The sequence below is a fragment of the Actinoplanes sp. NBRC 103695 genome, from assembly GCF_030269485.1.
Classification (GTDB): domain Bacteria; phylum Actinomycetota; class Actinomycetes; order Mycobacteriales; family Micromonosporaceae; genus Actinoplanes.
In genome coordinates this window covers 35,958-60,507 of the sequence record NZ_BSTL01000026.1, presented here as the reverse complement: position 1 = coordinate 60,507, position 24,550 = coordinate 35,958, and the positions used below count along the sequence as shown (strand labels likewise).

The 24,550-nt window shown below is 71.3% G+C and carries 17 protein-coding genes; 8 read left to right on the top strand and 9 right to left on the bottom strand.

Annotated elements, in window-relative coordinates:
• Window positions 1–6: 6 nt before the first annotated feature.
• Complete coding sequence (locus QSK31_RS36595) at window positions 7–549, bottom strand: CGNR zinc finger domain-containing protein (RefSeq protein WP_285689275.1); 543 nt, start codon at window positions 547–549, stop codon at window positions 7–9.
• Between the two features lie 71 nt (window positions 550–620).
• Here QSK31_RS36595 and QSK31_RS36590 point away from each other — a divergent pair, with 71 nt between their 5' ends.
• The 3 genes from QSK31_RS36590 (at window position 621) to QSK31_RS36580 (ending at window position 4,803) form a co-directional block, all read left to right on the top strand.
• A complete protein-coding gene (locus QSK31_RS36590; protein ID WP_285689274.1) occupies window positions 621–1,553 on the top strand; it encodes an EamA family transporter in 933 nt (310 codons plus the stop codon).
• A gap of 62 nt (window positions 1,554–1,615) precedes the next feature.
• Window positions 1,616–3,076, top strand: coding sequence for a benzaldehyde dehydrogenase (locus tag QSK31_RS36585; protein WP_285689273.1), 1,461 nt, complete (start codon window positions 1,616–1,618; stop codon window positions 3,074–3,076).
• A gap of 236 nt (window positions 3,077–3,312) precedes the next feature.
• Entirely contained in the window at window positions 3,313–4,803 is a 1,491-nt protein-coding gene (locus QSK31_RS36580) for an eCIS core domain-containing protein (protein ID WP_285689272.1), read from the top strand.
• 27 nt (window positions 4,804–4,830) lie between these two features.
• Here QSK31_RS36580 and QSK31_RS36575 read toward each other — a convergent pair whose 3' ends face one another.
• The 8 genes from QSK31_RS36575 to QSK31_RS36540 all read right to left on the bottom strand — a co-directional run bounded on the left by QSK31_RS36575 (window position 4,831) and on the right by QSK31_RS36540 (window position 15,401).
• Window positions 4,831–5,253, bottom strand: a complete 423-nt coding sequence (locus tag QSK31_RS36575; RefSeq protein WP_285689271.1) for an SRPBCC family protein — start codon at window positions 5,251–5,253, stop codon at window positions 4,831–4,833.
• 136 nt (window positions 5,254–5,389) lie between these two features.
• Window positions 5,390–5,806, bottom strand: a complete 417-nt coding sequence (locus QSK31_RS36570; RefSeq protein WP_285689270.1) for a nitroreductase/quinone reductase family protein — start codon at window positions 5,804–5,806, stop codon at window positions 5,390–5,392.
• A gap of 96 nt (window positions 5,807–5,902) precedes the next feature.
• Window positions 5,903–6,886, bottom strand: coding sequence for a hypothetical protein (locus QSK31_RS36565; protein ID WP_285689269.1), 984 nt, complete (start codon window positions 6,884–6,886; stop codon window positions 5,903–5,905).
• 35 nt (window positions 6,887–6,921) lie between these two features.
• Entirely contained in the window at window positions 6,922–8,724 is a 1,803-nt protein-coding gene (locus QSK31_RS36560) for an OmpL47-type beta-barrel domain-containing protein (protein ID WP_285689268.1), read from the bottom strand.
• The gene (locus QSK31_RS36555) at window positions 8,721–12,572 is read right to left on the bottom strand and encodes a ThuA domain-containing protein (protein WP_285689267.1); all 3,852 of its coding nucleotides are present in this window, start codon (window positions 12,570–12,572) and stop codon (window positions 8,721–8,723) included. The genes QSK31_RS36560 and QSK31_RS36555 overlap by 4 nt, the downstream gene beginning before the upstream one ends.
• A 118-nt stretch (window positions 12,573–12,690) precedes the next feature.
• On the bottom strand, window positions 12,691–13,734 hold the full coding sequence (locus QSK31_RS36550) for a multicopper oxidase domain-containing protein (protein WP_285689266.1): 1,044 nt from the start codon (window positions 13,732–13,734) through the stop codon (window positions 12,691–12,693).
• Between the two features lie 271 nt (window positions 13,735–14,005).
• Entirely contained in the window at window positions 14,006–14,899 is an 894-nt protein-coding gene (locus tag QSK31_RS36545) for a tetratricopeptide repeat protein (protein ID WP_285689265.1), read from the bottom strand.
• A gap of 67 nt (window positions 14,900–14,966) precedes the next feature.
• Window positions 14,967–15,401 carry a hypothetical protein gene (locus QSK31_RS36540; protein WP_285689264.1) on the bottom strand — a complete coding sequence of 145 codons (435 nt, stop codon included), beginning with the start codon at window positions 15,399–15,401 and terminating at the stop codon, window positions 14,967–14,969.
• Between the two features lie 57 nt (window positions 15,402–15,458).
• Between QSK31_RS36540 and QSK31_RS36535 the strand changes: the two genes are divergently transcribed.
• The 5 genes from QSK31_RS36535 to QSK31_RS36515 all read left to right on the top strand — a co-directional run bounded on the left by QSK31_RS36535 (window position 15,459) and on the right by QSK31_RS36515 (window position 24,310).
• Window positions 15,459–16,811: an AAA family ATPase gene (locus QSK31_RS36535; protein ID WP_285689263.1), complete on the top strand. Its 1,353-nt coding sequence runs from the start codon at window positions 15,459–15,461 to the stop codon at window positions 16,809–16,811.
• Window positions 16,812–17,793: 982 nt separating this feature from the next.
• Window positions 17,794–21,078 carry an AfsR/SARP family transcriptional regulator gene (locus QSK31_RS36530; protein WP_285689262.1) on the top strand — a complete coding sequence of 1,095 codons (3,285 nt, stop codon included), beginning with the start codon at window positions 17,794–17,796 and terminating at the stop codon, window positions 21,076–21,078.
• Window positions 21,079–21,124: 46 nt separating this feature from the next.
• Window positions 21,125–21,556: a M15 family metallopeptidase domain-containing protein gene (locus QSK31_RS36525; protein WP_285689261.1), complete on the top strand. Its 432-nt coding sequence runs from the start codon at window positions 21,125–21,127 to the stop codon at window positions 21,554–21,556.
• A gap of 87 nt (window positions 21,557–21,643) precedes the next feature.
• The gene (locus tag QSK31_RS36520; protein ID WP_285689260.1) at window positions 21,644–22,930 is read left to right on the top strand and encodes an NlpC/P60 family protein; all 1,287 of its coding nucleotides are present in this window, start codon (window positions 21,644–21,646) and stop codon (window positions 22,928–22,930) included.
• A gap of 57 nt (window positions 22,931–22,987) precedes the next feature.
• Window positions 22,988–24,310 (top strand): VCBS repeat-containing protein, encoded by a 1,323-nt coding sequence (locus QSK31_RS36515; RefSeq protein WP_285689259.1) that lies wholly within the window; start codon window positions 22,988–22,990, stop codon window positions 24,308–24,310.
• Window positions 24,311–24,550 lie beyond the last annotated feature (240 nt).

Here is a 24,550-nt window from a genome sequence, read left to right as displayed (position 1 = left end):
GCCATGTCAGGCCCGCGCCGCCTTGCGGGCACGGTAGGCATTGACCGCCGACCGGTTGCCGCAGCCCGCCTCGCAGTAGCGCTTGGACCGGTTCTTGGACAGATCGACGAGCACGTTGTCGCAGTCGGGGAGGGCGCAGAGGCGTAGCCGGCTCAGCTCGTCGTCGCGGATCATGTCGACGAAGGCCATCGCCGCCTCGACCATCATCCGGATGGCCAGCGGCGACTCGGACGGCGCGGCGTGCAGATGCCAGGAGCACTCGTCGTGCCGGACCAGCTGGGGGAGCGCGTGGCCCTCCCGTAGCAGCTCGTTGACCAGGCCGACGACCTCGACGACGTCGGAGGTCTCCCAGATGCGACGCAGCCGGGGCCGCAGCGCGTGGACGGCGCGCAGCTCGGCGTCGCTGCCCGCGCGGCGGCCGGTCCACTGCCAGGTGCTGTAGAACGCGTCCAGCGCCGCCAGGTCGGGCAGCTGCTCGCCGCCGTCGGTGGTGTTCACCAGGGCCGCGGCGCCCGCCAGAGCGACCTCGGTGTCATGGGCGAATATCACGTTGACTCCTGTCACGCCCTCGTCGTAGTGTCATGAGCATAGCGCCTTATGACTCATGACAGGAGATCGGGATGCGCCTCGGGCTGATGTTGGCTCTGCTGTCGGCCGCCACGTTCGGCACGTCGGGCATCTTCGCGCGCTCACTGCTCGACGCGGGCTGGACGGCAGGCTCCGCCGTGGCCGTCCGGGTCGGGCTCGGCGCCCTGCTGCTGGCGGTCCCGGCGATCGTCGCGATGCGCGGGCGCTGGGCGGTGCTGCGCCGGTCGATGGGCGCGGTCACCCTGTTCGGCCTGCTGGCCATCGCGGCCGCGCAGGTCGGCTACTTCAACGCGGTGCAGCGGCTGCCGATCGGCGTGGCGCTGCTGCTGGAGTACTCCGGCATCCTGCTGGTCGTGCTCTGGATGTGGGCCGTGCACGGGCAGCGCCCGGCCCGGCTCACCGTGGCCGGGGCGGTCACCGCACTGGCCGGCCTGGCGCTGGTGCTGGACCTGACCGGCGGCGCCGGCTTCGACCCGATCGGCGTCATGTGGGGCCTGATCGCGGCGGTCGGCCTGGCCGGCTACTTCGTGCTCTCCGCCCGCGTCGACCCGGAGCTGCCGTCGATCGCGCTGGCCTCCGGCGGCATGGCCGTCGGCGCGGTGCTGCTGTTCGCGCTGGGCGGCGTCGGGGTGCTGCCGATGGCGTTCACCTTCGGCGAGGTGACCCTCGCCGGGCACCAGGTGAGCTGGCTGGTCCCGATCGCCGGGCTCGCGGTGGTGGCGGCGACCATCGCGTACGTGTCCGGCATCGGCGCCGCCCGCCTGCTGGGCGCGTCGCTGTCGTCCTTCGTCGGCCTGACCGAGGTGCTGTTCGCGGTGCTCTTCGCGTGGCTGTTCCTGGCCGAGCTGCCGACCGTCCTCCAGCTCGCCGGCGGCGTGCTGATCATCGGCGGCATCGTGCTCGTCCGCCTCGGCATGGACCGCAGACCGGCCCCGGCGCCCGAGCCCGCCATGACCGCGGGCTAGATCTTCCGCTGGGTGGAAGGCGATCTTCCCGCAGCCACTACGGCCTGCATAGCGTCGCGGGCATGACTCTCGTCGGCGATGGTGTGTGGCACGGCAGGATCTGGACCGGGGCGTGGACCGACGGCGGTGGCGGCGCGTACGACGTCGTCGAACCCGCCACCGGCGACACGATCGCGTCGGCCGGCCTGGCCACGCCCGCCGACGTCGCCACCGCGGCCGAGACCGCCCAGCGGGCGCAGCGGTCCTGGGCGGCCCTGCCGTTCGGTGAGCGGGCGTCGGTGCTGCGACGGGCCGGCGATCTGCTGGCCGCCAACGCCGGGGAGATCAAGGAGTGGCTGGCCCGGGAGTCCGGCGCCATCCAGCCGTTCGGTGACTTCCAGGTGCACACGAGCGCCGCCGAATGCTACGAGGCGTCGGCGCTGCCCTCACACCCGTACGGTGAACTGCTCCGCTCCGGACTGCCCCGCCTCAGCTTCGCGCGCCGCATCCCGGCCGGCGTGGTCGGCGTGATCGCGCCGTTCAACGTCCCCACGATCCTGGCGATCCGGGCGGTCGCCCCCGCCCTCGCGCTGGGCAACGCGGTCATCCTCAAGCCGGACCCGCGCACCGCGGTCTCCGGCGGCGTCGTCTTCGCCCGGATCTTCGAGGAGGCCGGCCTGCCCGCCGGCGTGCTGCAGGTGCTCCCCGGCGCCGCGGACGTCGGCGCCGCGCTGGTCACCGAGCCGGCCGTACGCGTCATCGCCTTCACCGGATCCACCCGAGCCGGCCGCCTGGTCGGCGAACTCGCCGGCAAGCACCTCAAGCGCGCCCACCTGGAGCTGGGCGGCAACTCGGCCCTGATCGTCATGCCGGACGTCGACGTGTCGGCCGCCACCTCGGTCGGCGCGTGGGGCACCTTCGCGCACTCCGGCCAGATCTGCATGGCCACCTCCCGCCACCTGGTGCACCGCGACATCGCCGAGGAGTACACCGCCCAGCTGGCCGAGCGTGTGTCGAAGCTGCCGGTCGGCGACCCGTTCCGCGACCAGGTGGCGCTCGGCCCGCTGATCGACGCGGCCCAGCGCGACCGGGTGCACGGCCTGGTCTCGTCCAGCGTCGCCGGCGGCGCGACCCTGCGCACCGGCGGCACCTACGACAACCTGTTCTACCGCCCCACGGTCCTGGGCGACGTGCCGGTGTCGGCGCCGGCCTACGCCGAGGAGATCTTCGGCCCGGTCGCACCGGTGACGCCCTTCTCGTCGATCGACGAGGTGGTCGAGCTGGCGACCCGCACCGACTACGGCCTGTCGCTGGGCATCCTGACGCGCGACGTCTACGCGGGTCTGGAGCTGGCCGAGCGGATCCCGTCCGGCCTCGTCCACATCAACGACCAGACCGTGAACGACGAGGCGGTGGCGCCCTTCGGCGGTGTCGGCGCGTCCGGGACGGGCTCCCGGCACGGCGGTCCGCAGGCCAACATCGAAGCCTTCACCGAAACCCAGTGGGTCACTCTGCGTGGCGATCTCCCGGTCTACCCCTTTTAAGATGTCGTAGCTGGGTGGGTGGTTCAGACCGTCGCTCACGCCGAGGGTCGCTTCGCTCCACGTGCGTGAGTGGTCACCCGTCTTTCAGACGGATTCCCAGTGCGGCTCGCTCTGCCATCGATCCACGGCCCGCGACCCGGCCACCCCGTTCCACCTCCGCACCACATGGGCAGGTCAGCGGGATGGCACTCGGCATTGATAGCGATCATTCGATGTGGACGGTCAGAATCGGTGCCATGGGTAGCAGACGTGTGCGGCACACCGAGCCCGACGGGCGAGGGACCGAGCCCGCCGCGCTGCGGCCGGAGCGGCGGCCGGAGGGCGAGCCGGGTGAGCGGCACGACGATCTGACGGCGACGATGCTGCATCTCCAGCAGACCGCGGGGAACGCGTCCGTGTCCCGCCTGGTCGAGTCGGGCTGGCCGGGAACGCTGGGCGGCTCCCTGGAGCGGGCGTTCCGGCTCCCGCTGGGTGCGACCCCGCTGGTGGTCGACCCGGGGTTGTCGGCCGCGGCCGCCGCCGGTGGGTTCGGCGTCAAGGTGCATCCGCACTGGTACGACCCGGACAGCGTCGCCGGGCAGCACCTGATCGCCCACGAGGTCGCGCACCTGGCCGGCGGTCAGCGCACCGGCGAGCGTGACGCCGACGAGTCGGCGGGCCGATTCGTGCGCGGCGAGAGCGTCTCCGGTGATCGGCAGCCGAGCGAGGCAGGCGCGGCGCGGTCCGATGCGGGCGCGGCCGGCCATCAAACGGCGGGCACGGCGGGCGCGGTGCGCTACAAGACCGCGGTCGAGGCGGCGAAGGACGCGATCAAGCTCGCCGCGCAGGGGATGGGCACCGACGAGAAGGCGATCATGGGAGCGCTGCGGGCGCTGACCCCCGACCAGGTCGCCGAGCTGTCCACCGACACCGCCATCCTGCAGATCTTCCGCGACGAGTTCGACAGCGCCGAGCTGAAGGCGGTGGGTACGGCGCTGGAGCGTGGCCGGGTCGGCACGATGAGCCGCGCCGACGTGGCCAAGGTGCTGGCGAACCCGGCCGGGCAGTCGTTCGGGGCGCTGGCCGCCGCGAACACCCGGGAGGAGCTGCTCGCGCACCAGGAGAAGCACGCGGCGACCGGCCAGGGCACGACACAGGGCAACCACGGTCTGGGTCCGCCGCCGGCCGGGGTGAAGGCGGCCGACTGCACCACCTACGTGCTGGACGTGCTGGGCAGGACCTTCGCGGCGAAGGGTCAGTCGGCGACCTGGGCGAGCGTGATGGCGAAGGCGCGCGCGGCCGGTGGCGGGTTGAAGGGCACCGAGGTGCTCGAGGCGCTGCAGTCCGAGGCGGGCTGGGAGGGCGTGTTCTGGTCGCCGGACCCGCGGAATCCGGCCGACGGCAAGTCCGAGCATCCGGTCGCGGCCAAGAAGGTCCGCGAGACCGGGAAGTACTACGGAGTCGACGCCCCCGAGTCGGTGATCAACTACCGCCGCACCGACCCCGCCGCACAGACCGACCTGAGCGGCATCGAGCTGGTGCGCAAGCTGCAGTTCGGCGTCATCGCGGCCCGCGGCGGGACGCACATGGCGCTGATCGTCAACGGCGGCGTCTACGAGGTCCACTGGGATCTGCCGTCCACCTCGGCGGACGTGCTGACGGCCACCCCGCTGGAGAGCTTCGCGTGGCTCAGCGGCGTGCTCGTGGCGCCGAAGGACGACCTGAAGCTGGCCCGCCTCACCCCGTAACGGAAGGCGCCCCGGTCAGGTCGGCGGTCAGCCCGGGAAGCGCGCGGTCAGCCCGGCGACGCGGCCCTCCTGCGCCTCACGGGCCTTCCGAAGCGCGAATGCGCGCAGAAACCACGGCGTGTGCAGCTCGATCGCCTCGGTCACCTGAGAGCCGGCCGTCACGGTGACCGTGGCGATCAGCCGGACCCAGCCGGGCGACCGGGCCACGTTGGTCACCGAGGAGACGCCCGGCGTGATCGTCACATCGATCGGGTTGTCCCAATGGAACGGGCCGAAGCGGAAGCGTTCGACCGCCACGTACCGGACCGAGTCGCCGATCGTGCGGATGTCGCGGACCTCGACCACCAGCGGCGCCAGCCCGATGTAGCTGTGCGGGTCCATCAGGAAGGCGAGGATCTCGGCCGGTGGCGCGCCGAGGCGGAACGTGGTGCTGAAGTGGTCGGTGGGCACTCCCCCATGATCGGGCAGGCGGGTTTGCGGCCGTACGCCGGGGGAACGCCCTCGGGTATGCGTCCGGACGGGTTCCTGGATTTCCACGAGAACGAACTCCGGGACCACCTGACGAAGGCGGTCCCGGACCACTCGGTCAGGGCAGGGTGATCACGGCGACTGGGAACTTGCGGTCGGTCTTCGTCTCGTAGTCGGCGGCGTCCGGCCAGTACGCGCGCCACACGGCGTACAGCTGCTCCCACTCGGCGTCCCGGCCGGGGCGGACGACGCGGTGCTCGGCCTTGAGGGTCTCGGTGAGGTGTTCGACGGTCACCGGGCCGTCGAGCTCCTCCAGGTTGGCCACCCACACCGGGTCGGAGGGGGCGCCGCCGGCGCTGCCGCAGACGATGTACGAACCCTCGTAGGGCGCGGCGACGAGCGGGTTGACGGTCACCTTGCCGGTCTTGCGGCCGGGAGTGTGCAGCAGGATCGTCTCCTTGCCGTCCCAGTGGCCGTCGAGCACGCCGTCCTGTGCCCGGAACTGCTCGATGATCGTGTCGTTGAAAGAAGCCATGATCCCACCTTAGTTTCCGGCGGGAATTTCCACCAAGAAGACGAAAACCCGGCGGCCCATCAGGGGACCGCCGGGCAATCGTGGTGTCGCTACGAGTTACAGGTTGGCCGCTCCGGCCGCGGTGGCCTCGGCCACTGCGCCGGTACGCCGCTCGGCGGCCCGGTCCTCACCCTGACGCTCCCGCTCGGCAGCGGAGGCCTTGGCCCGCGCCGCCTTGGGCAGGGCAGCAGCACCCTGGTCGCCGATCACACCGCCGCGGATGCGGTTGTTCGGCGCGACCACGGCCGCCGGGGTGTTCGACTGCACGGTCAGCGAGCCGTCGATGATGTTGTCGTCGACGGTGACACCGCCCGTGGTGTTGGTCACGGCGACGTCCCGGCCGAAGTAGCCACCGGAGGCGCAGCCGTCCAGGTTGCCGTTCGGGCCGATCTGCACGCCGCCGAGGTTCCCGGCGAAGGTCGACTTGCCGCGCACCGCGCTGCCGCAGACGACGCTGCCGGTGGCGCTGTTCAGCACCGAGAGCTGGCCGTCGACGAACGAGTCGTGCACGTCGGTGTAGTACGAGCCCGAGCTGTTCACCGAGCCGGTCACCTGGGTGTTCTGGTCCAGGCGGACCTCACCGGCGTTGGCCGTGACCGTGCCGGTGACCGTCGACTCCTCGACGAACAGGAACGAGTCGACCGTGGAGGAGCCCTTGGCCCGCACCGTGATGGCGCCGGTGGACGCCGACTTGAGGTAGACGCCGTAGCCGCCGGAGGCGACCACCACGGTGCCGCCGACCGCCGAGTCGCTGGCGTCCAGGTAGCCGTTCGACGCCACGCTCACGTTGCCGCTGACGTGGCCGCCGGCGACGACCAGGTTGGCGCCCGCGGCGACGCTGACGTTGCCGGTGATCGTGGTGCCGGTCAGCGCGCACGACTCGTTCGGCGGTACGTAGAGGTCGTTCGGCACGGTGACGGCGCCACCGGTGCCGATGCAGTAGGTGACCAGGTCCGCGCTGGCGGGCGCGGCGCCGGCCAGGACCCCGGCGGTGACGACGGCCGTGGCGGTGGCCAGGTGGACGACTAAACGCCTGCTCATCGAATATCTCCCCAGTGGAATCGTTGGTGTGCGCGTCATGAGCCGACGCCCGATCGTGCTGCCGCCCGGACGATGGCGCCCTGCTGCCGCGGGGTGAGCGTGCCCGGGACGAGCGGCGCGGTGACCGTCTCGACGTGCCGGACGAACGCGGCGTGGTTGGGATAGGGATCGAACTCGGCGATCAGGTCGTTGACCGTGCAGCCGTCGCCGGTGTCCCTGTTCGGCACCCCGGTGTCGTCGTTCCCGATGATCACGGTGGGCCGGGTGTCCGAGGCGGGACAGCCGTCCTCGCCGGACGAGACCACCGTGAAGGTCACCGACTTCTCCGGCGCGGTGTTGCCGGCGTTGTCGGTGGCCCGGTACTTCAGCGTGTGCGCGCCGGGGGTCCGCACCACCACCGGGGTGGTGTAGGTGGTCCAGCCGCCGTTGTCGAGCGCGTACTGGATGCGCGCGACGCCCGATTCGCTGTCGTTCGCCGTGACGGTGACCGTCGCGGCGCCGACGAAGTTGCCGTCGCCGTCCTGTTCACCGGCCGCGGACGCGTTCGTCGTCGGCGCGGTGGTGTCCGGCTGCGGCGGCGCCACCACGGTGAAGGCCACCGACTTCTCCGGCGCGACGTTGCCGGCCTTGTCGGTCGCCCGGTACCGGACGGTGTGCGCGCCCACGGCGGTCACCGCGACCGGCGTGGTGTACGCGGTCCAGGCGCCCGAGTCCAGCGCGTACTCGACCGTGTCGACGCCGGAACCACCGTCGTCGGTGGCGGTCACCGTGACGGTGGCCGTACCGATGAAGTTGCCGTTGGCGTCCTTGTCGCCGGCCACGGTCGCGTTGGTCGCCGGGGGAGTGGTGTCCGGCGTCGTCGGCGCGACGATGGTGAACGAGGCCATCTGCTCCGCCGAGCGGTTACCGGCGTTGTCGGTGGCGCGGTAGTGCACCATGTGCGGTCCGGCGCCGGTGACCACGACCGGAGCCGTGTACGGCTGGAACGCGCCACCGTCGACGTTGTACTCGATCAGGGCGACCCCGGAGTCCGCGTCGGTGGCGGTCACCGTGACGGTGGCCGTACCGATGTAGTTGCCGTTGGCGTCCTTGTCACCGGCGATGGTGTGAGCGGCCGTCGGCGGGGTGACGTCCTCCTCGCCCTGCTCGACCACCGTGAAGGAGACCGAGCCGACCGCCGAGGCGTTGCCGGCGTTGTCGGTCGCGCGGAACTGCACCGAGTGGTCGCCGAGCTCGCTGACCACGACCGGGGCGGTGTACGGCTCGAAACCGGTGTCGTCGACCTGGTACTCGACTCCCGCCACCCCGGACCCGGTGTCGGACGCGGACACCGTGACGGTGGCCGAGCCGACGTAGTCACCGTTGTCGTCCTGGTTGCCGGAGACCGAGCCGGTCACGGTCGGCGGGGTGGTGTCCTCGACGGGCCCGCCGGTGACGGTGAACTCGCCGACCATCGTGCTGTGCCCCGGGATGGTGCAGAAGTAGCGGTACTTCCCCGGTGTCAGCGTGGTCTGCAGGACCCAGCGGCCGTTGTTCTGGTCGAACGGGCTGGCCAGCTGGTTGATGGTGACGTCGTGGTTGTAACCCTCGGTGCTGGTGTCGAAGGTCAGCGTGTGCGGCATCCCGATGGTGTTCCCGGTCGCCTCGCTGTTCTCCCACACGATCGTGGTCTCGCCGGCCACCGCCGAGGACGGCGCCGACTTGAAACGGGTGATGTCGCCGTCAGTGGTCCAGTTCAAGGTCTGCACCGCCGCCGCGGCGGGGGAAGCCCCCGCCGCGACGAAGGTGCTGACCAGCAGAACCAGCGCCGAGAGAGCGGCACGGATCTTTAAAATCACAGAGGCCTCACGCGAATGTTGCGGAACTCGATGAGATCGGCGTCGCCGTGGTTCTGCAGCCCGAGGAAGCCCTCGGTGAACTGCCGCAGGTCGGTCGGCGGGTCGCCGGCCCGGGAGGACTGCTTGCCCGGGGTGTTGTCGAACTGCTTGATCACGACGCCGTTGCGGATGATCGTGTAGCGCTGGCCGACCACCCGGAGCTCGTACTCGTTCCAGACGTTCTTCGCGGTCGGCCGTGCCTGGGTCAGGTTGTTCGGGTCGAAGTTGTAGATCGACCCGGTCTTCTGAGGCTCGCCCGTGTCACCGTCGTAGATCTGGATCTCGTGCCCGCAGTAGATGGCGACCCAGGCCTGCGAGTCACGTGCCGACCCGATGGTGTCGCATCGGCCCGCCGGACGCTGTGCCAGCGGGGTCCGCGGGTCGGGGAACCGGGCGAACAGGCCGCTGTTGGCCCTGCCGGTGCCCGGCGCGATGTCCTTGAACTGCGCCTTCATCGAGAAGTTGGCGTAGTTCTTGGTGTAGTAGAGCATCCCGAGACCGCCGGAGGACCGCAGTGATCCGTCCTGCTGGATGTTCCACTGCCCGGACGGCGCCATCTCCCAGCCACGCAGCGAGGTGCCGTCGTAGATGGCCTCGGTGCCCTTGTGGTCGGCCCGCCCGATCGGCGAGGCCGCCGCGAGCCGCGTCAGCGTGCCCGCTTCCCGGGCCGTCAGGTTCCCGGCGGCCTGCTGGGCGTTGGCCACCGCGGTGACCTGGCGGACGAAGCCGTCGTGGTTGTCCCACGCCGCCTCGTCGTCGATCAGGTCGTTGATCGTGCAGCCGCCGCTGGTCGCCTTGTTCGGCACACCGGTGTCGGTGTCCTCGAAGAAGACCGTGCTCCGGCTGTCCGGCACCGCACACCCGACGTTGACGACCGTCTGCACGTTGGCCTTGGTGCCGTCCGCGTAGGTGACCGTGAGCTTGACCGTGAAGGACCCGGTCCTGGTGTACGTGTGCCGCGGGTCGGCCTGGTCCGAGGTGGTCCCGTCGCCGAAGTCCCAGGCCCAGCTCACGCCGCCCGACTTGGAGCCGGTGAACTGGTACGTCAGGGCCCTGTTCTGCACCGCGACCGAGGTCGCCGCCGGGGCCGGGGTGGCCGGGCCGCCGGTGTAGATGGTGCGCTGGAGCTTCTGGTTCGGGGTGAGGCTGAAGAAGCCGCCACCGTAGTCCAGCGTGTAGAGCGCACCGTCCGGACCGAACTTGGCGTCCATCCAGTCCTGCACCCGGTTGTCGGCGCTGCCGGACGGGAAGATCGCCCGCAGCGTCTCGGCGAACGGCGGCGGCGACTGGCTGGGCACGCCGGCCGGGTCGACGGTCACCGCGATGCGGTTCTGCGAGTTCGACTCGTCGCCGATGAACCACTTCTTGTCCCAGTAGCTCGGCCAGGCCACGCTGCTGTTCTTGTCGACCAGCTCGGTGTGGTAGGTCGGGCCGGACATCACGGCCTGGCCGCCACCCCGCAGGTACGGCTGGGTGTAGGTGGCCTGCGCCGCGATGTAGGACGGGATGCCGCTGCCGTCGGCGCGCGGCGGGAAGACCGGGCCGCCACCGTCCGGCGCGTACCAGATCATGTTGTTCCGGGCCGGCGGGATGTCCACCAGGCCGGTGTTGCGCGGCGAGTTGTTCTTCAGGTTGTCGCAGTTGTACCAGCCGGTCAGGACCGTCGCGTCGGTGTTGCTGCGGTCCCGGTACGGCTGCTTGTTACCCATGCAGTAGGGCCAGCCCTGGTTGCCCGCCGAGGTGATGATCGTGGCGGTCTCGTACTTGGCCGGGCCCAGCTCCGGGTTCGGCGACGAGGCGTCCGGACCCACCCAGGCGGCGGTCAGCCACTGGGTCACCGGGTCGATCTGCAGACGGGAGATGTTGCGGACGCCCATCACGTAGATCTCGGCGCGCGCCTTGTCGTTGCCCGGCGGGAAGAGGTTGCCCTCCGGGATCGTGTAGGTGCCGTCGGTCTCCGGGTGGATCCGGATGATCTTGCCGGCCAGGTCGTTCGTGTTGCCCGAGGTACGCCGGGCGTCCTGGAACGAGATGCCCTGGTACTCCTGCGTCCAGTTGTTGCCGGAGTAGCCGCTGGAGCCCTCGGACGAGTTGTTGTCACCGGAGCCGATGTAGAGGTTGCCCTTCGCGTCGAACGCCATGCCGCCGCCCGCGTGGCAGCAGCTGTGGATCTGCACCGGGAACTGCAGCAGGTCCTTGCGGGTGCCCTGGTCGATCGTCTTGGCCGCGGCGTCGTAGGTGAACCGCGAGATGGTCCGCTGGCCGACCCGCTTGACCCGGTCGATGCTGTTGTGCGGCATCCAGTAGACGTAGAGCCAGTGGTTCTCGGCGAACTTCGGGTCCGGCACGATGCCGAGCAGACCCTCCTCGTTCTTCTGGAGCTCGCCGCCGGCGCCCCGGTTGCCCATCACCTCGAGGGTGGTGAGCAGCTTGACCGTCTTGGTGACCGGATCCCACTGGTGGATGGTGCCGCAGCCCTTGCCGACGTTCGGGTCGTTCCAGTCCACGACCGGGCCGGACGGGCAGGCCGCCTTGCCGACGTAGAACACGGTGCCGTCCGGCGCGATGGTCAGGCCGTGCGGCTCGCCGATCTGGTCGAGCTGGCCGGTCTGGTTGCGCGCGGTCAGCCGCTCGGTCTTGTAGTTGGCGGCGATGGTCGCCTGGCAGTCACCGCGGACGATGCCGGTGGTCCACTGCAGCGCGCCGGTGAGGTGCTTCTTGAAGGCGTCCTCGCCGTAGCTGCCCGAGGTGTGGCCCATGCCGGTGTAGAAGGACCGGCCGCCGTCGTAGTCACGGCACCAGGAGATCGGGTGGAACGCGCCGTTCGCGCCCTGGCCCGGGTTGTAGTGCCGCTCCTCGACCTGCGCGACGGTGTGCACCGTGCCGATCGGGTTCGGATCCCAGTTGTACCAGCGGTCGGTCCGGGTGACCTTGAGCGGCAGCGACTTGGTGGACGGGTGCTGCCGATCGAGGATGTCGACCACCGACTGCGCGGCGGTCGGCGGCTGCGGCGCGGTGGTGCCGCCGGTGAACAGCCGCCAGTCGGCGAGCTGGATCAGCGGCTCGCCGCTGTTCGCGGTGATGTTCAGCCGCCAGTAGCGGTAGGTCGCCGGGGCGGCCAGGTCGAACCGCTTGTTCTGGAAGCGTTCGCCCCAGGTCTGGCCGGCCCGCGTCTCCACGTTCTGCCAGTCCGAGCCGTTCGTGGAGCCCTGCAGGGCCCAGTCGCGGGGGTCGCGGCCGGGGAAGTCGTTGGCCGAGGTCAGCGCGTACCCGGTGACCGCCTTGGCGCTGCCCAGGTCGTAGGCCACCCAGCCGGTCGGGTTGAAGGTGAGCCACTTGGTGTTGGCGTCACCGTCGGTGAGCTTCTCCTTGGTCTCGTTCGGCGGGTTCTCCGCACTCGCGGTGACCGCGGAGACCGGCTCGGCGTTCGGCAGCGCGCCGACCGGGCGGGTGCCGATCAGGCCGGTGAACCACGACGAGTCGAGCTGCGCCTGAGCGGCGTCGCCGATGCCGAGGAAGCCGCCGCCGGACTTGACGTAGCCCTGCAGCGCGGCCTCCTGCGCGGTCGTCAGCGTCGCCTTGTTGGCCGACAGGAACACCACCGACCGGTACTCGGCGAGCGCGGCCGCGGTGAACGTGGCCGGGTCGCTGGTGACGGTGACCTCGGCACCCGCCGCCGTGCCCAGATCCTCGATGGTCTGCGCCGCGACGGCGACAGGGTCCTGCTGGTCGGCCGCGGGTCCGTGGAAGACCAGCACCTTGACGGCCGCCTCCGCGGCCTTCGGCGCCGCCTGTGCCAACGTTGTCATCGTCGGCACGAGCGACACCACGACCACGGCGGCCGCGGCTCCGGCGAGGATTCGGCGTATCCGCCCCCCGGTCCGGTCCGTACCTTGTCTCAGCCCAAGCCTCATCCCTGCTGGCCCCCTACTTCGTGTGGTCCATGGCGCCGTGCGCCGTGGACATCTTCGACATGTGGCCCCGGAACCGGTCGATGTCCGCACTTGCTGCGGGCGGCATGCTGCCGTCCGCGTTGCGAACCAGGAAGATCCCTGCCATGCCGGTGTCGGAGTGCTGTTGAACGTGGCAGTGGTACATCCAGGCGCCCGGTCCCACGAACTCGCCGGCGATCACCTGGAACCCGAACGAGCTGCCCGGGTTGAGGTCCTTGTTGTCGGTGACAATGCTCGGGTCGTTCGGACCCTCGAGCATTCCGGTGCGATTGTCGGCCCACCGGTGCGCGTGCAGGTGAAACGTGTGGATCAGGTTGCCGTGGCCGATCGCGACCCACTCGACACGCTCGCCGAGATTGGCCTCGAAGGTCGGGGTGTTCGTCGTCGGCCGGTTGTTGATCATCATTTCGTTGAAGACGACCGTGAATGTCTTGTCCGGCAGGATGTCGCCGCGGCGGCGCACGATGAGCCCGCCGTAGAGTCCACGGAGGACGCCGGCGGTGCCGTGGTCCGTCCCCATCGCGTGGTCATGGTAGTGCCAGTAGCCGGCGCTGCCCGGCATGAACCGGCGCCCGGCCGCGGCCGTCATCTCGTGCGACCGCCAGATGTAGGTGCGCGTCTCGCCCGGGTTGTTGAACGAGTTGTTCAGCGGCGCGCCGTCCGAGGCGGTGTCGTAGTCGACGCCGTGCGCGTGGATGGACAACCGCTGGGTGGTGTTGTTGACCAGCGTGATCTCCATCGTGTCGCCCTCGTACATCTCGAGGAGCGGACCGGGGATCGAGGCCTGTCCGGGCGCGAGGCCGTAGCCGTACTGGTTGTTGCCCAGGGACTCGGCGTAGATGGTGATCTTCTTCGTCGCGCCGGTGGCCGCCGCCGCGGGTGAACCAGGCACTGTGGACGCCGCCAGGCCCAGGGCCGGTGTGCCCAGGGCGACGCCGCCGGCGGCCATCAGCGTGCGGCGGGAGAACGTGAGGCGGCTGCCGCGGGGTAAGCGGTCCGGGCCGGACGCGTCGTCCATATCTCTCCGTTTCGCGGCCGAACAAAGGCACGCGAGAATGACGCGTGCTCGGCGGAAACGTCGACCGGCACGGCGAATTCACGCCACACGTCTTTGTGGGGGTCGAGTGGCGTCTCGCGGGGGCTTTGGCTCGGCTGACTCTAAGCTTTCGGTGGTTGGGAGAAACTTATGTTCTCCATCGACGAAAGTAAAGGTCTCCCGGGAAAAAGCGTTTACCGGCCCGTAATAACCCTGGTCAATGTGTCAGGGATGTCCACTGTGTTCCGGGCGGTCATCCGTGCCAGTTGCGCCTGACCCAGCGTCTGACCAGGGGCGGGACCACCCAGGAGTAGACGCAGAAGACCAGCCACAGGCCGCCGGCGAGCAGCGACAGCGCGCCCAGGCCGAGCGCCCGCAGGCCGTAGATCACCACGAGGGCGGCGATCCAGGTCTTCAACGGGCCGAAGCGCAGCACCGGGCGGATCGGCAGCAGCAGCGGGTGGCTGGCGATCCTGGCGTCCATCGCGGACTCCGCGTACACCTGCTCGCCCGGCGCCGCCGCGGCCGCCTGGCGCAGGCCGGAGTACGCGTCCCCGACCTGGCCACGGACCGCGCTGGTGCTGCCCAGCAGGGCGTGCGCGGCTGGGTTCTCCGGGTACGTCGCCACAAACTCGCGGGCGATCCGCTGCGCCTCGCGGTCGTCGCCCTTCGCGTACGCGAGCTGGATCCTGCTCGCATAGACCGTGGGGGCGTGCGGGTCCTGCGCGGCGGCCCGCTCCACCAGCCGCGACGCCTTGTCCATCTGGTTGTCGGCGATGCACAGGCGGGCGTACGCGCAGAGCAGGTCCGCGTCGTTCGGCGCCAGCGCCAGCCCGTCCAGCAGGGCGCGTTCCGCCGCCTGCGGGTGGCCCAGCTCCTGCTCCGCCCGGCCCAGCAGCCGCAGCAGATCGGGATCGGGTCCGCCGGCGCCGAGCCCCAGCCGGGCCGCGTCGGCCGCCTCCGGCCAGCGCTCCAGGCCGGCCAGCGCGACGCAGCGCAGGTGGTGCGCCTGGGCGCTGATCGCGTCGCTCGCCGGCAGCATGGCCAGCTCGGTCAGCGCCTGCTCCGGCCGGTTGGCGCCGAGCAGGGCCCGGGCCCGCGCGAAGACCGGCTCGCCGCTCATCGGGCCACCGTTCTCGCCGCTCATCGGGCCACCGTTCTCGCCACTGACCGGGCCACCGTTCTCGCCACTGACCGGGCACCGCTCTCGCCACTCACCGGGCCACCACGAGGATTGTGGCGGCCTGGAAGAAGCCCAGGCCGAGAGCGGTGAGCAGACCCGGGAGGAACAGCTTGGCCGGTTCGCCGTCGCCGTACGTGTACGCCCGGAACGGCGCCCGCTGGAACGCGATCACCACCAGCCAGGCCAGCGCGCCGGTGATCGAGCCGACCAGCCGGACGGCGTTGTTCGCGTCCACCAGCGTGGCCGCGCTGACGATCCACGCCCCGAACCCGGCGAGCCCCGCCAGTGCGGTCAGCAGGACCCTCGGCGCCGGGACGCCGAGCCGCCGGCCGTTGATCACCCCGAGCAGCCCGGCGGTCAGCGGGCCGCCGAAGAACGCCGCGTAGAAGATCGACTCGGGCCGCCACGGCCGTTTCCCGGAAACCGGACGTTCCCGGACAGTCGGGGTGAACAGGTCGTCGGTCATCGGTCGGTCTCATCTCCTGGTCAGGTGTGCGGCGAGCGCACAGCATAATGGCCTGCCATGAGCAACTCGCTGATCGAGAGCATGATGGCGGCGGTCAAGTCCAGCCCCGACGACCTGCCGCTGCGCCGGCACCTCGCCGAGCTGCTCATCGGGGCCGGTCGCGGCGCCGAGGCGGTCAGCCACCTGGCCGTGGCGCTCGCCCAGGAGCCCGCTCACGCCGAGACCCAGGCCCTGATGGCCCAGGCCCTCGGTGCGCCCGCGCCCGCATCCTCTCCCGCGCCGGAGCCCTCTTCCTCGCCGGCGCCCTCTTCTTCGCCGGCGCCCTCTTCTTCGCCCGACCTCTCCTCTTCGCCATCGCCGGCTACCTCGCCCGAGCCCGAGTCCGAAGCCGAGCCCTCACCTTCCTCTCCGCCGGACGAGAAGAAGGGCCTGGACTGGAAGGCCTACGAGCAGGAGTTCGAGGGCTCCGTCCCACCCCGTTTCGCCCGGGCCGACGACGAGCCCGACCCGATCGACGGCGACCAGGACCGCATGATCGACATCGAGCTGTCCCACGTGAAGCTCGCCGACGTCGGCGGCATGAAGGACGTCAAGAAGCGCCTCGACCTGGCCTTCCTGGCCCCTCTCAAGAACGAGAAACTGCGTTCGATGTACGGCAAGAGCCTGCGTGGCGGCCTGCTGCTCTACGGACCGCCCGGCTGTGGCAAGACGTTCCTGGCCCGGGCGGTGGCCGGCGAGATGGGCGCCCGCTTCGTCACCGTCTCCCTGGTCGACGTGCTGAACATGTGGATCGGCCAGTCCGAGCGCAACCTGCACGAGATCTTCCAGGCGGCCCGCCGCAACGCGCCCTGCGTGCTGTTCCTCGACGAGGTGGACGCCCTCGGCCACAAGCGGAGCCAGATGCAGAGCTCGTCCATGCGTACCCTCGGCAATCAGCTCCTGGCCGAGTTGGACGGCATGGAGGGCACCAACGACGGGGTGTTCGTGCTGGCGGCGACCAACGCGCCGTGGGACGTCGACCCCGCGCTGCGCCGCCCGGGCCGGCTCGACCGTACGGTCCTGGTGATCCCGCCGGACGCGGAGGCCCGCATCTCGATCCTCGAGGTGCACCTGCGGGACCGTCCGATCGCGAACATCGACCTCAAACGCCTGGCCGCGGCCACCGACAAGTTCTCCGGCGCCGACCTCGCCCACCTCTGCGAGACTGCCGCCGAGTTCGCCATGCACGACTCGGTGACCAGCGGCCGCGTCCGGATGATCGAGCAGCGCGACATGGAGGCCGCCCTGGCGGAGGTGCGCCCGTCCACCGGCCCGTGGCTGCAGACCGCCCGCAACGTGGCCATGTTCGCCAACGAGGACGGCGCCTACAGCGATCTGGCCAAGTACCTGAAGAAGAACAAGCTGCTGTAGTACAGAGACATCTCGCTTCGGCCGCCTTTGCTGGACGTGCCGTCTCGCCAGGTCTGCCGGGTGCCCGGGTGCCCGGGTGCCCGGGGTGCCCAGGTGCCACTCACCGTCACTGCCGCCGCTCGCGTCCTGCGCCGTTCGCGCCACGCGCCCGGGGTGCCCACTCGCCCTTGCTGCCGCCGCTTTCGCGGGGCGTGGGGTTGGGCCGGGTTGCCAGGCGCCCGGGGTGCCCACTCGCCCTTGCTGCCGCCGCTTTCGCGGGGCGTGGGGTTGGGCCGGGTTGCCAGGCGCCCGGGGTGCCCACTCGCCCTTATTGCCGCCGCTTTCGCGGGGCGTGGGGTTGGGCCGGGTTGCCAGGCGCCCGGGGTGCCCACTCGCCCTTATTGCCGCCGCTTTCGCGGGGCGTGCGGTCGAGCCGGGCTGCCAGACGCCCGAGTGCCCGCTCGCGGTGGTAGCCGCCGCTCACGGTGGTAGCCGGGCAGGCGAGTGGTGGCCCAGCGCGGCATCTCGGCCGAGACCGGCCAGCCCGACCGCGCTGGCCCGCGCCCGGCGCGGTCGGTGGTAGGACCGAGCGCAATCCGGCCCGCTACGACCGTTCCTAGCTACCACTCGCGCAGACCGTGGTAGCTCAGGGCGGTATTTCGGCCTGGATGCCGCTCTCTCCCACCACTGCGGCCTGGTCCCACCACTCGCGCCTGCTCCTACCACGACCGCGCCCCGGCCACCACCGCGAGCGGCGGCAGCGAGGGTGAGTGGGCACCCCGGGGGCCTGGCAGCCCGGCTCGACTTCGCGCCCTGCGAAAGCGGCGGCAGCGAGGGTGAGTGGGCACCTCGGGGGCCTGGCAGCCCGGCTTGACTCCGCGCCCTGCGAAAGCGGCGGCACTAAGGGCGGTCGCCGGCGTACCCGCGCTGGGCGCGGGCGGCCGCAGCGACGTACTAGTCTGCCTCTGAAGACATCTACGGCGGTGTATGACGGGGGGCGTAGGTGGAGTTCCGGCTGCTCGGGCCGGTCGAGGTGGCGCGCGGTGGCGGACCGCTGAGCCTCGGCGGGACCAAGATTCGTACGCTGCTGGCCGCGCTGCTCGTCGAGCCGGGCCGGATCGTGCCGACCGAGCGCCTGATCGACATCCTCTGGGACGACGAGCCACCCCACACGGGGCGGGCGCTGATCCAGACGTATGTGTCGACCCTGCGCCGGGCGATCGGCGACGACGCGCCGGAGATCGTCCTCACCGCCGCCCCTGGCTATCTGATCAGGGCGCCCGGCGAGGCCTTGGACCGGCACCGGTTCGAGGGGCTCGTGGCGCGGGGCCGGGCCGCCGCGGCCGCCGGCGAGCACCGGGAGGCGGCGACGGCGTTCCGGGCGGCAGAGATGCTGTGGCGCGGACCGGCGCTGGGCGGGGTGCGCAGCCGTGTCCTCGCCGCTGAGGCCGCCCGCCTGGACGAGCAGCGGGTCGCCGCCACCGAGGCCCGGATCGCCGCCGACCTGGAGCTGGGCCGCGACGACGAGCTGGTCGGCGAGCTGACCGTCCTGGTCGAGCAGTACCCGACGCGCGGCGCGATTCGCGGGCAGCTGATGCTCGCCCTGTACCGGGCGGGCCGGACGGCCGACGCGCTGACCGTGTTCCGGCAGGGCCGCGAGGCGCTGATCGAGGAACTCGGCATCGAGCCGGGCGTCGAGCTGACCCGCCTGCACGAGCAGATCCTGCGCGGCGACGCCACGCTGCTCCGGCCAGCGCCCGCTGCGTTGGAGCGGCCCGTGCCTGCGGGGGTGGAGCGGGCCGTGCCTGCGGGGGTGGAGCGGGCCGTGCCTGCGGGGGTGGAGCGGGCCGTGCCTGCGGGGGTGGAGCGGGCCGTGCCTGCGGGGGTGGAGCGGGCCGTGCCTGCGGGGGTGGAGCGGCCCGTGCCTGCGGGGGTGGAGCGGGCCGTGCCTGCGGGGGTGGAGCGGCCCGTGCCCGCGGCGGTGGGGCGGCCCACGCCCAGGCCGGCGGCGTCCGGCGGTCCGGTGCCCGCGCAGCTGCCGCCCGACTCGCCGGACTTCACCGGGCGCGAGGCGCTCGCCGACGAACTCGCCGAGGCGCTGGGCGGGAGCAGTCCCACGGTGGTGGCTCTGCTCGGGCCCGGCGGGGTCGGCAAGTCGGCGCTCGCCGTACACGTCGCCCATCGGGTCTCGGCCGACCACCCGGACGGGCAGCTGCATGTGGACCTCCGTGGCAACACCGACACCCCGGCCTCGCCCGCGGAGGTGCTGGGCCGCTTCCTGCGGGCCCTGCAACCGGACCCGGGCAAGGTCCCGGACGGCGCCGACGAGCGGATGGACGCCTACCGCACGCTGCTGGCCGGGCGCCGGATGCTGATCGTGCTCGACGACGCCGCCAACGAGCAGCAGGTGCGGCCGCTGCTGCCGGGCAGCGGCGGGAGCTCGGTTGTGGTGACGTCCCGCAACCGGCTCGGCGGGCTGGCCGGCGCCCGGCTGGTCGAGCTGGACCTGCTCTCCACCGCCGAGGCCACCGCCCTGCTCACCCGGATCGCCGGCGCCGACCGGATGGGCCCGGCCCCGGAGGCCGCCGCGGAGATCGTCGCCGCCTGCGGCAACCTGCCGCTCGCCGTCCGGGTGGCCGGCGCGCGGCTGGCCACCCGTCGCCAGTGGACGCCGCGTCTGCTGGCCACCCGGCTGCGCGACGAGCGCCGCCGCCTCGACGAGCTGTCCGCCGGCGACCAGCAGATCCGGGTCAGCATCGGGCTCAGCTTCGACAGCCTGGACCCGGCCGCCCACACCGCGATCTGCCGGCTCGGCCATCTCGGGCTGTCCGACTTCCGGTCCTGGGTCCTGGCGTACGCGCTGGACACCGAGATCGGCGCGGCCGAGCAGATCCTGGAGCAGCTCGTCGACGCGCATCTGGTCGACTACACGTACGTCGACGACATCGGCCAGGTCCGATACCGGCTGCACGACCTGATCCGGATCTACGCCCGTGAGCAGGCCGAGCGGCACGAGTCGCGGGACGACCTGGTCGCCGCCACCGCCCGGGTCGTCGCCGCCTGGTCGTCGGTGCTCGACCAGCTTTCCGGGCACATCGTCGACCACGTGACGTCGGGCGCGATCCTGCCGGTCACGCCCCGGCCCCGCGCGGACGTCGACCCCGAGGTGCTCGGCAACGCGCTCGACGACCCGCGCGGCTGGCTCGACGCCGAGCAGACCTCGCTGGTGACGGCCGTCGAGAAGGCGGCCGAGCTCGGTCTCGCCGAGCAGGCGGTGGCCGTGGCGGCGGTGCTGTGCGCGTCCCGCTACGCCCTGGGCAACGTCCCGGACCTCTGGGACCGGGCACACCGGGCGGCGCTCACCGCGGCCCGGGCGGCGGGCGACACCCACGGCGAGGCGGTCCTGCTCGCCGAGCTCGGGCAGCTGCGGTACGAGCAGGACCAGTTCTCCGAGTCCCGGCGGCACCTGGCCGAGGCGGCGGAACGGTTCCGCGACCTGGACGATCCGCGCGGTCAGGCCAGCGCGTTGTGCGCCCTCGGGCTGGCGTGCCGCGAGCAGGGTTACCTGCCGGAGGCGGAGCACTTCCTCAAGCAGGCGTCGGAGCTGTCCCGCAAGCTCGGCGACGACCGCGCGGCCGGGCACTGCGCCCGCGTCCTCGGCTCGGTGCACCTGGAGACGGGTGACTTCGCGGCGACGGATGCGGCGCTGGGGGCCGCCGTCGACGCGTACCGCCGGGCCGGGAGCCGCCGCGGCGAGGCGCTGTCGCTGCGCACGATCGGGCTCGCGTACCGGGCGCAGGGCCGCCTCGACGAGGCCGAGCGGGCGCTGAACCGGGCGCTGGCCATCTTTGAGGAGCTCGGCGACGGTCAGCTCATCGCGTTCTCGCGGCGGGCGCTGGCCAAGACGTACGTCCGGATGGGTCGTCTCGGCCAGGCCCGGGAACCGCTGGCGGCGGCGCTCGCCGCGCATCGGGCCGTGGGTGACCGCTGGGGCGAGGCGATGGTGCTGCGGACGATGGGCGAGCTGGATCTGGCGGCGGGGCGGCTGGGCGAGTCGGCACGGTCGCTGAACGCGGCGCTGGAGATCTTCCGGGGGCAGGAGGCGGCGCTGTTCTGCGCCCGTACGCTGCGGGACATCTCTGACCTGGAGCGGGCCCGCGGTGATCTCGCCGCGTCGGACGCCGCCCGTGACGAGGCGGTCAAGACCTTCCGGACGTTCGGCGCCCGCGAATATCGCGAGCTCACGGGCGCGCTGCAATCCGGTTACAGCGATTCTGGAGGCGACTGACAGACGGTTGGTGCTACCTGCCACCGATCTCTCAGGAGCGTCTCCGATGTCCCCCTCCGAACCCCTGGTCGACGTCCAGGCCTCGGCACCACTGCGGGTCGCCGGGCCTGCCCGCCGGACGCTGCTCCGCTTCGGCGTCGTCGAACGCCTCGTGCTGGCGCAGAGCCTGCTCCCGCGCGACCTCCACCTGGTCGTCGTCGACGGTCACCGGCCCGGTGACGGTCACGGCTCCGGCGGCGCCGCCGACCTGACGGTGTTCCGCGCCGACGACGACGTGCCGGCGGCCCTGCCGTGCTGCCGATGTGACCCGGCTCCGCCGCTCGAGGAGCGTGTCAGGCTGCTGCTGACCGAGGCCCTGTCGGCCGCGGGCCTGGTCAACGACGTGGCGCGCTGGTGGCACTGGTCCTACGGCGACTCGTCCTGGGCGGCCGCCACCGGCGCGGCGAACGCCCGGTACGAGGCTGTGGCCCGGCTCTAGCGGAACTACAGGGGAATTCTGGCGGCCCCCCGCAATGTCATCGGTGCCCGCCGATCAGCGGCGGGACACGAACGTTGGGGGAGACCGATGACCAGCACCCTGATCCGTACCGCGATCGCAGCCCTTGCCGGCGTCACCGCCGCGGCCGCTCTGAGCGTCCCGGCGCAGGCCGCGCCCGGCGGTGGCGATGTGGCCACGCCCCAGGCGAAGAGCGCCACGCTCGCCGCGGTGAGCCCCGGACCGACGATCACCCGGACCGAGATCATCGCCCGGGCACAGACCTGGGTCGCGGCGCAGGTGCCGTACAGCATGGACGCCTACTACGGCGGTTACCGCACGGACTGCTCCGGTTACGTGTCGATGGCGCTGAAGACCAACGGCAGTTACTGGACCGGCAACCTGGCCGAGATCGGCACCCCGATCGCCTTCACGGACCTGAAGCCGGGCGACTTCCTGAACTACCACAACGTGTCGAACCCGAACAACGGCTCGCACGTGGTGCTGTTCGACAAGTGGGTGGGCGCGGTCGGCGGCGACTTCTGGATGTACGAGCAGACGCCGCCGCGCACGATCCACCGGAAGTGGTCGGACACCAGTGGCCGGGTGCGTACCAACTACAAGCCTTACCGGTACACGAAGGTGATCGACGACGGCGCCCCGAACCTGGGCGTGTTCGAGTTCCACCTGTCCGACAGCCTCACGTCGTCGTCCGCGACCAGGTCACCCTTCTCGTACGGCAACAGCCCGATGACCCCGATCAAGGGTGACTGGGACGGCGACGGGTCGGACACGGTGTCGACGTTCGACAAGGCGTCGGGCAAGTTCTTCGTGAGCAACGACCCGGCGACCGGGGACGCGCAGTACGTGGTGCCGTTCGGGAACCCGGGCGAAGGCAGCCCGTTCACCGGTGACTGGAACGGAGACGGCAAGGACCAGGTCGGTACGCGGATGGGTGGCACGTTCTTCCTGCGCACCACGGATGTCAGCGACCCGGCGGAGGCGGCGACCTCGATCGCTTTCGGTGACGCCACCGACGTGCCGCTGGCCGGCGACTGGGACGGGAACGGCACGGACGAGATCGGCGTCTACCGGCCGAGCGAGGGACGGTTCTACCTGCGCCAGGCCGACGGCAGCACAGTCACCGTGCTCTACGGCAACCCCGGCTCCGCCCCGCTGGTGGGTGACTGGAACAACGACGGCAAGGACAACGTCGGCGTCCGGATGGGCAACACGTACTTCTTCCGTACCAGTGAGGTGACCTCCGCGGCCGAGACCACCTCGACCGTCGCCTACGGCAACGGCAACGGCGCGGAGCTGCCGATCATCGGCGACTGGAACGGCGACGGCACCGACACCCAGGGCATCGTCTTCTGATCTCCCCCTCTTCTTCTCGCCTCTGTTCTTCTCGTTCTTCTCGCTGGGAGCTTCACCATGCGCACAGTCCTGATCGCCGGCCTCACCGCCGCCGCTGCCTTCGCCGCCACCGCGACCCCCGCCGCTGCCGCCACCGGCAAGGGCGACACCCCGATCCCGTTCACCGCGATGATCGCCTACAACCAGTGCGTGTCCGGCGGCGCGACCGCGGCCGACACCGCTCTCGCCAACCAGCTCCGGCCCCAGATGAACGGCCCGCGGATGGGCCGGGCGGTCAACGGTTACAACGTCTCCTGCGCCCGGATCATCACCGACACCGTCCGGGGGAGGGGGCTGGACAGCAGAGCCGCGGTGATCGCGGTGACCACCGCGATCACCGAGAGCACCCTGCACAACTACACGGAGGCGGTCGACCACGACAGCCTCGGGCTCTTCCAGCAGCGGCCGTCGCAGGGCTGGGGCACGCCGGCTCAGCTGATCGACCCGGTCTACGCAACGAACGCGTTCGTCAACGCGATGCTCCGCAAGTACCCGAACAACAGCTGGATGAGCGGCGACATCGGCGCCATCTGCCAGCGCGTGCAGGTCTCGGCCGTCCCCGACGCCTACGCCCGGGAGGTCCACGACGCTCAGCTCCTGGTCACCGCCCTCTGGACCGGCGCACCGAACCTGGGTGTCTTCGAGTTCCACCTGTCCGACAGCCTCACGTCGTCGTCCGCGACCAGGTCACCCTTCTCGTACGGCAACAGCCCGATGACCCCGATCAAGGGTGACTGGGACGGCGACGGGTCGGACACGGTGTCGACGTTCGACAAGGCGTCGGGCAAGTTCTTCGTGAGCAACGACCCGGCGACCGGGGACGCGCAGTACGTGGTGCCGTTCGGGAACCCGGGCGAAGGCAGCCCGTTCACCGGTGACTGGAACGGAGACGGCAAGGACCAGGTCGGCACCCGGATGGGTGGCACGTTCTTCCTGCGCACCACGGATGTCAGCGACCCGGCGGAGGCGGCGACCTCGATCGCCTTCGGTGACGCCACCGACGTGCCCCTCGCGGGTGACTGGGACGGCGACGGCACCGACGAGATCGGTGTCTACCGGCCGAGCACCGGGCAGTTCTTCCTGCGCACCGCGGCCGGCGGCACCGTGACCGTCCTCTACGGCAACCCTTACGCCGCCCCGCTGGTCGGGGACTGGAACAACGACGGCAAGGACAACGTCGGCGTCCGGATGGGCAACACCTATTTCTTCCGTACGAGTGAGATCACGTCCCCCACCGAGACCACCAGCACCATCGCGTACGGCAACGGCAACGGCGCCGAGATCCCGGTCACCGGCGACTGGAACGGCGACGGCGCCGACACCCAGGGCATCGTCTTCTGACCCACCCGCACCAGGTCCTGAAAGGCCGTGGCCGCCCTCCGGGGCGGCTACGGCTGTTTCACGATCCGGACCACGCGCGTGCGAAGGATCTCGGCTGCCCGCTCGTGCCGCGCCGGCTCATCGGCGGACCGGGCGTAGCAGCATGCGGGGGCCACTACGAGTACCCTGGGGGTCACTCGCTCGGGACAGGCCTGGGTTACGCCCGGAGCGTCGCTGCGTGCTCCGGCAAGATCGCACCGG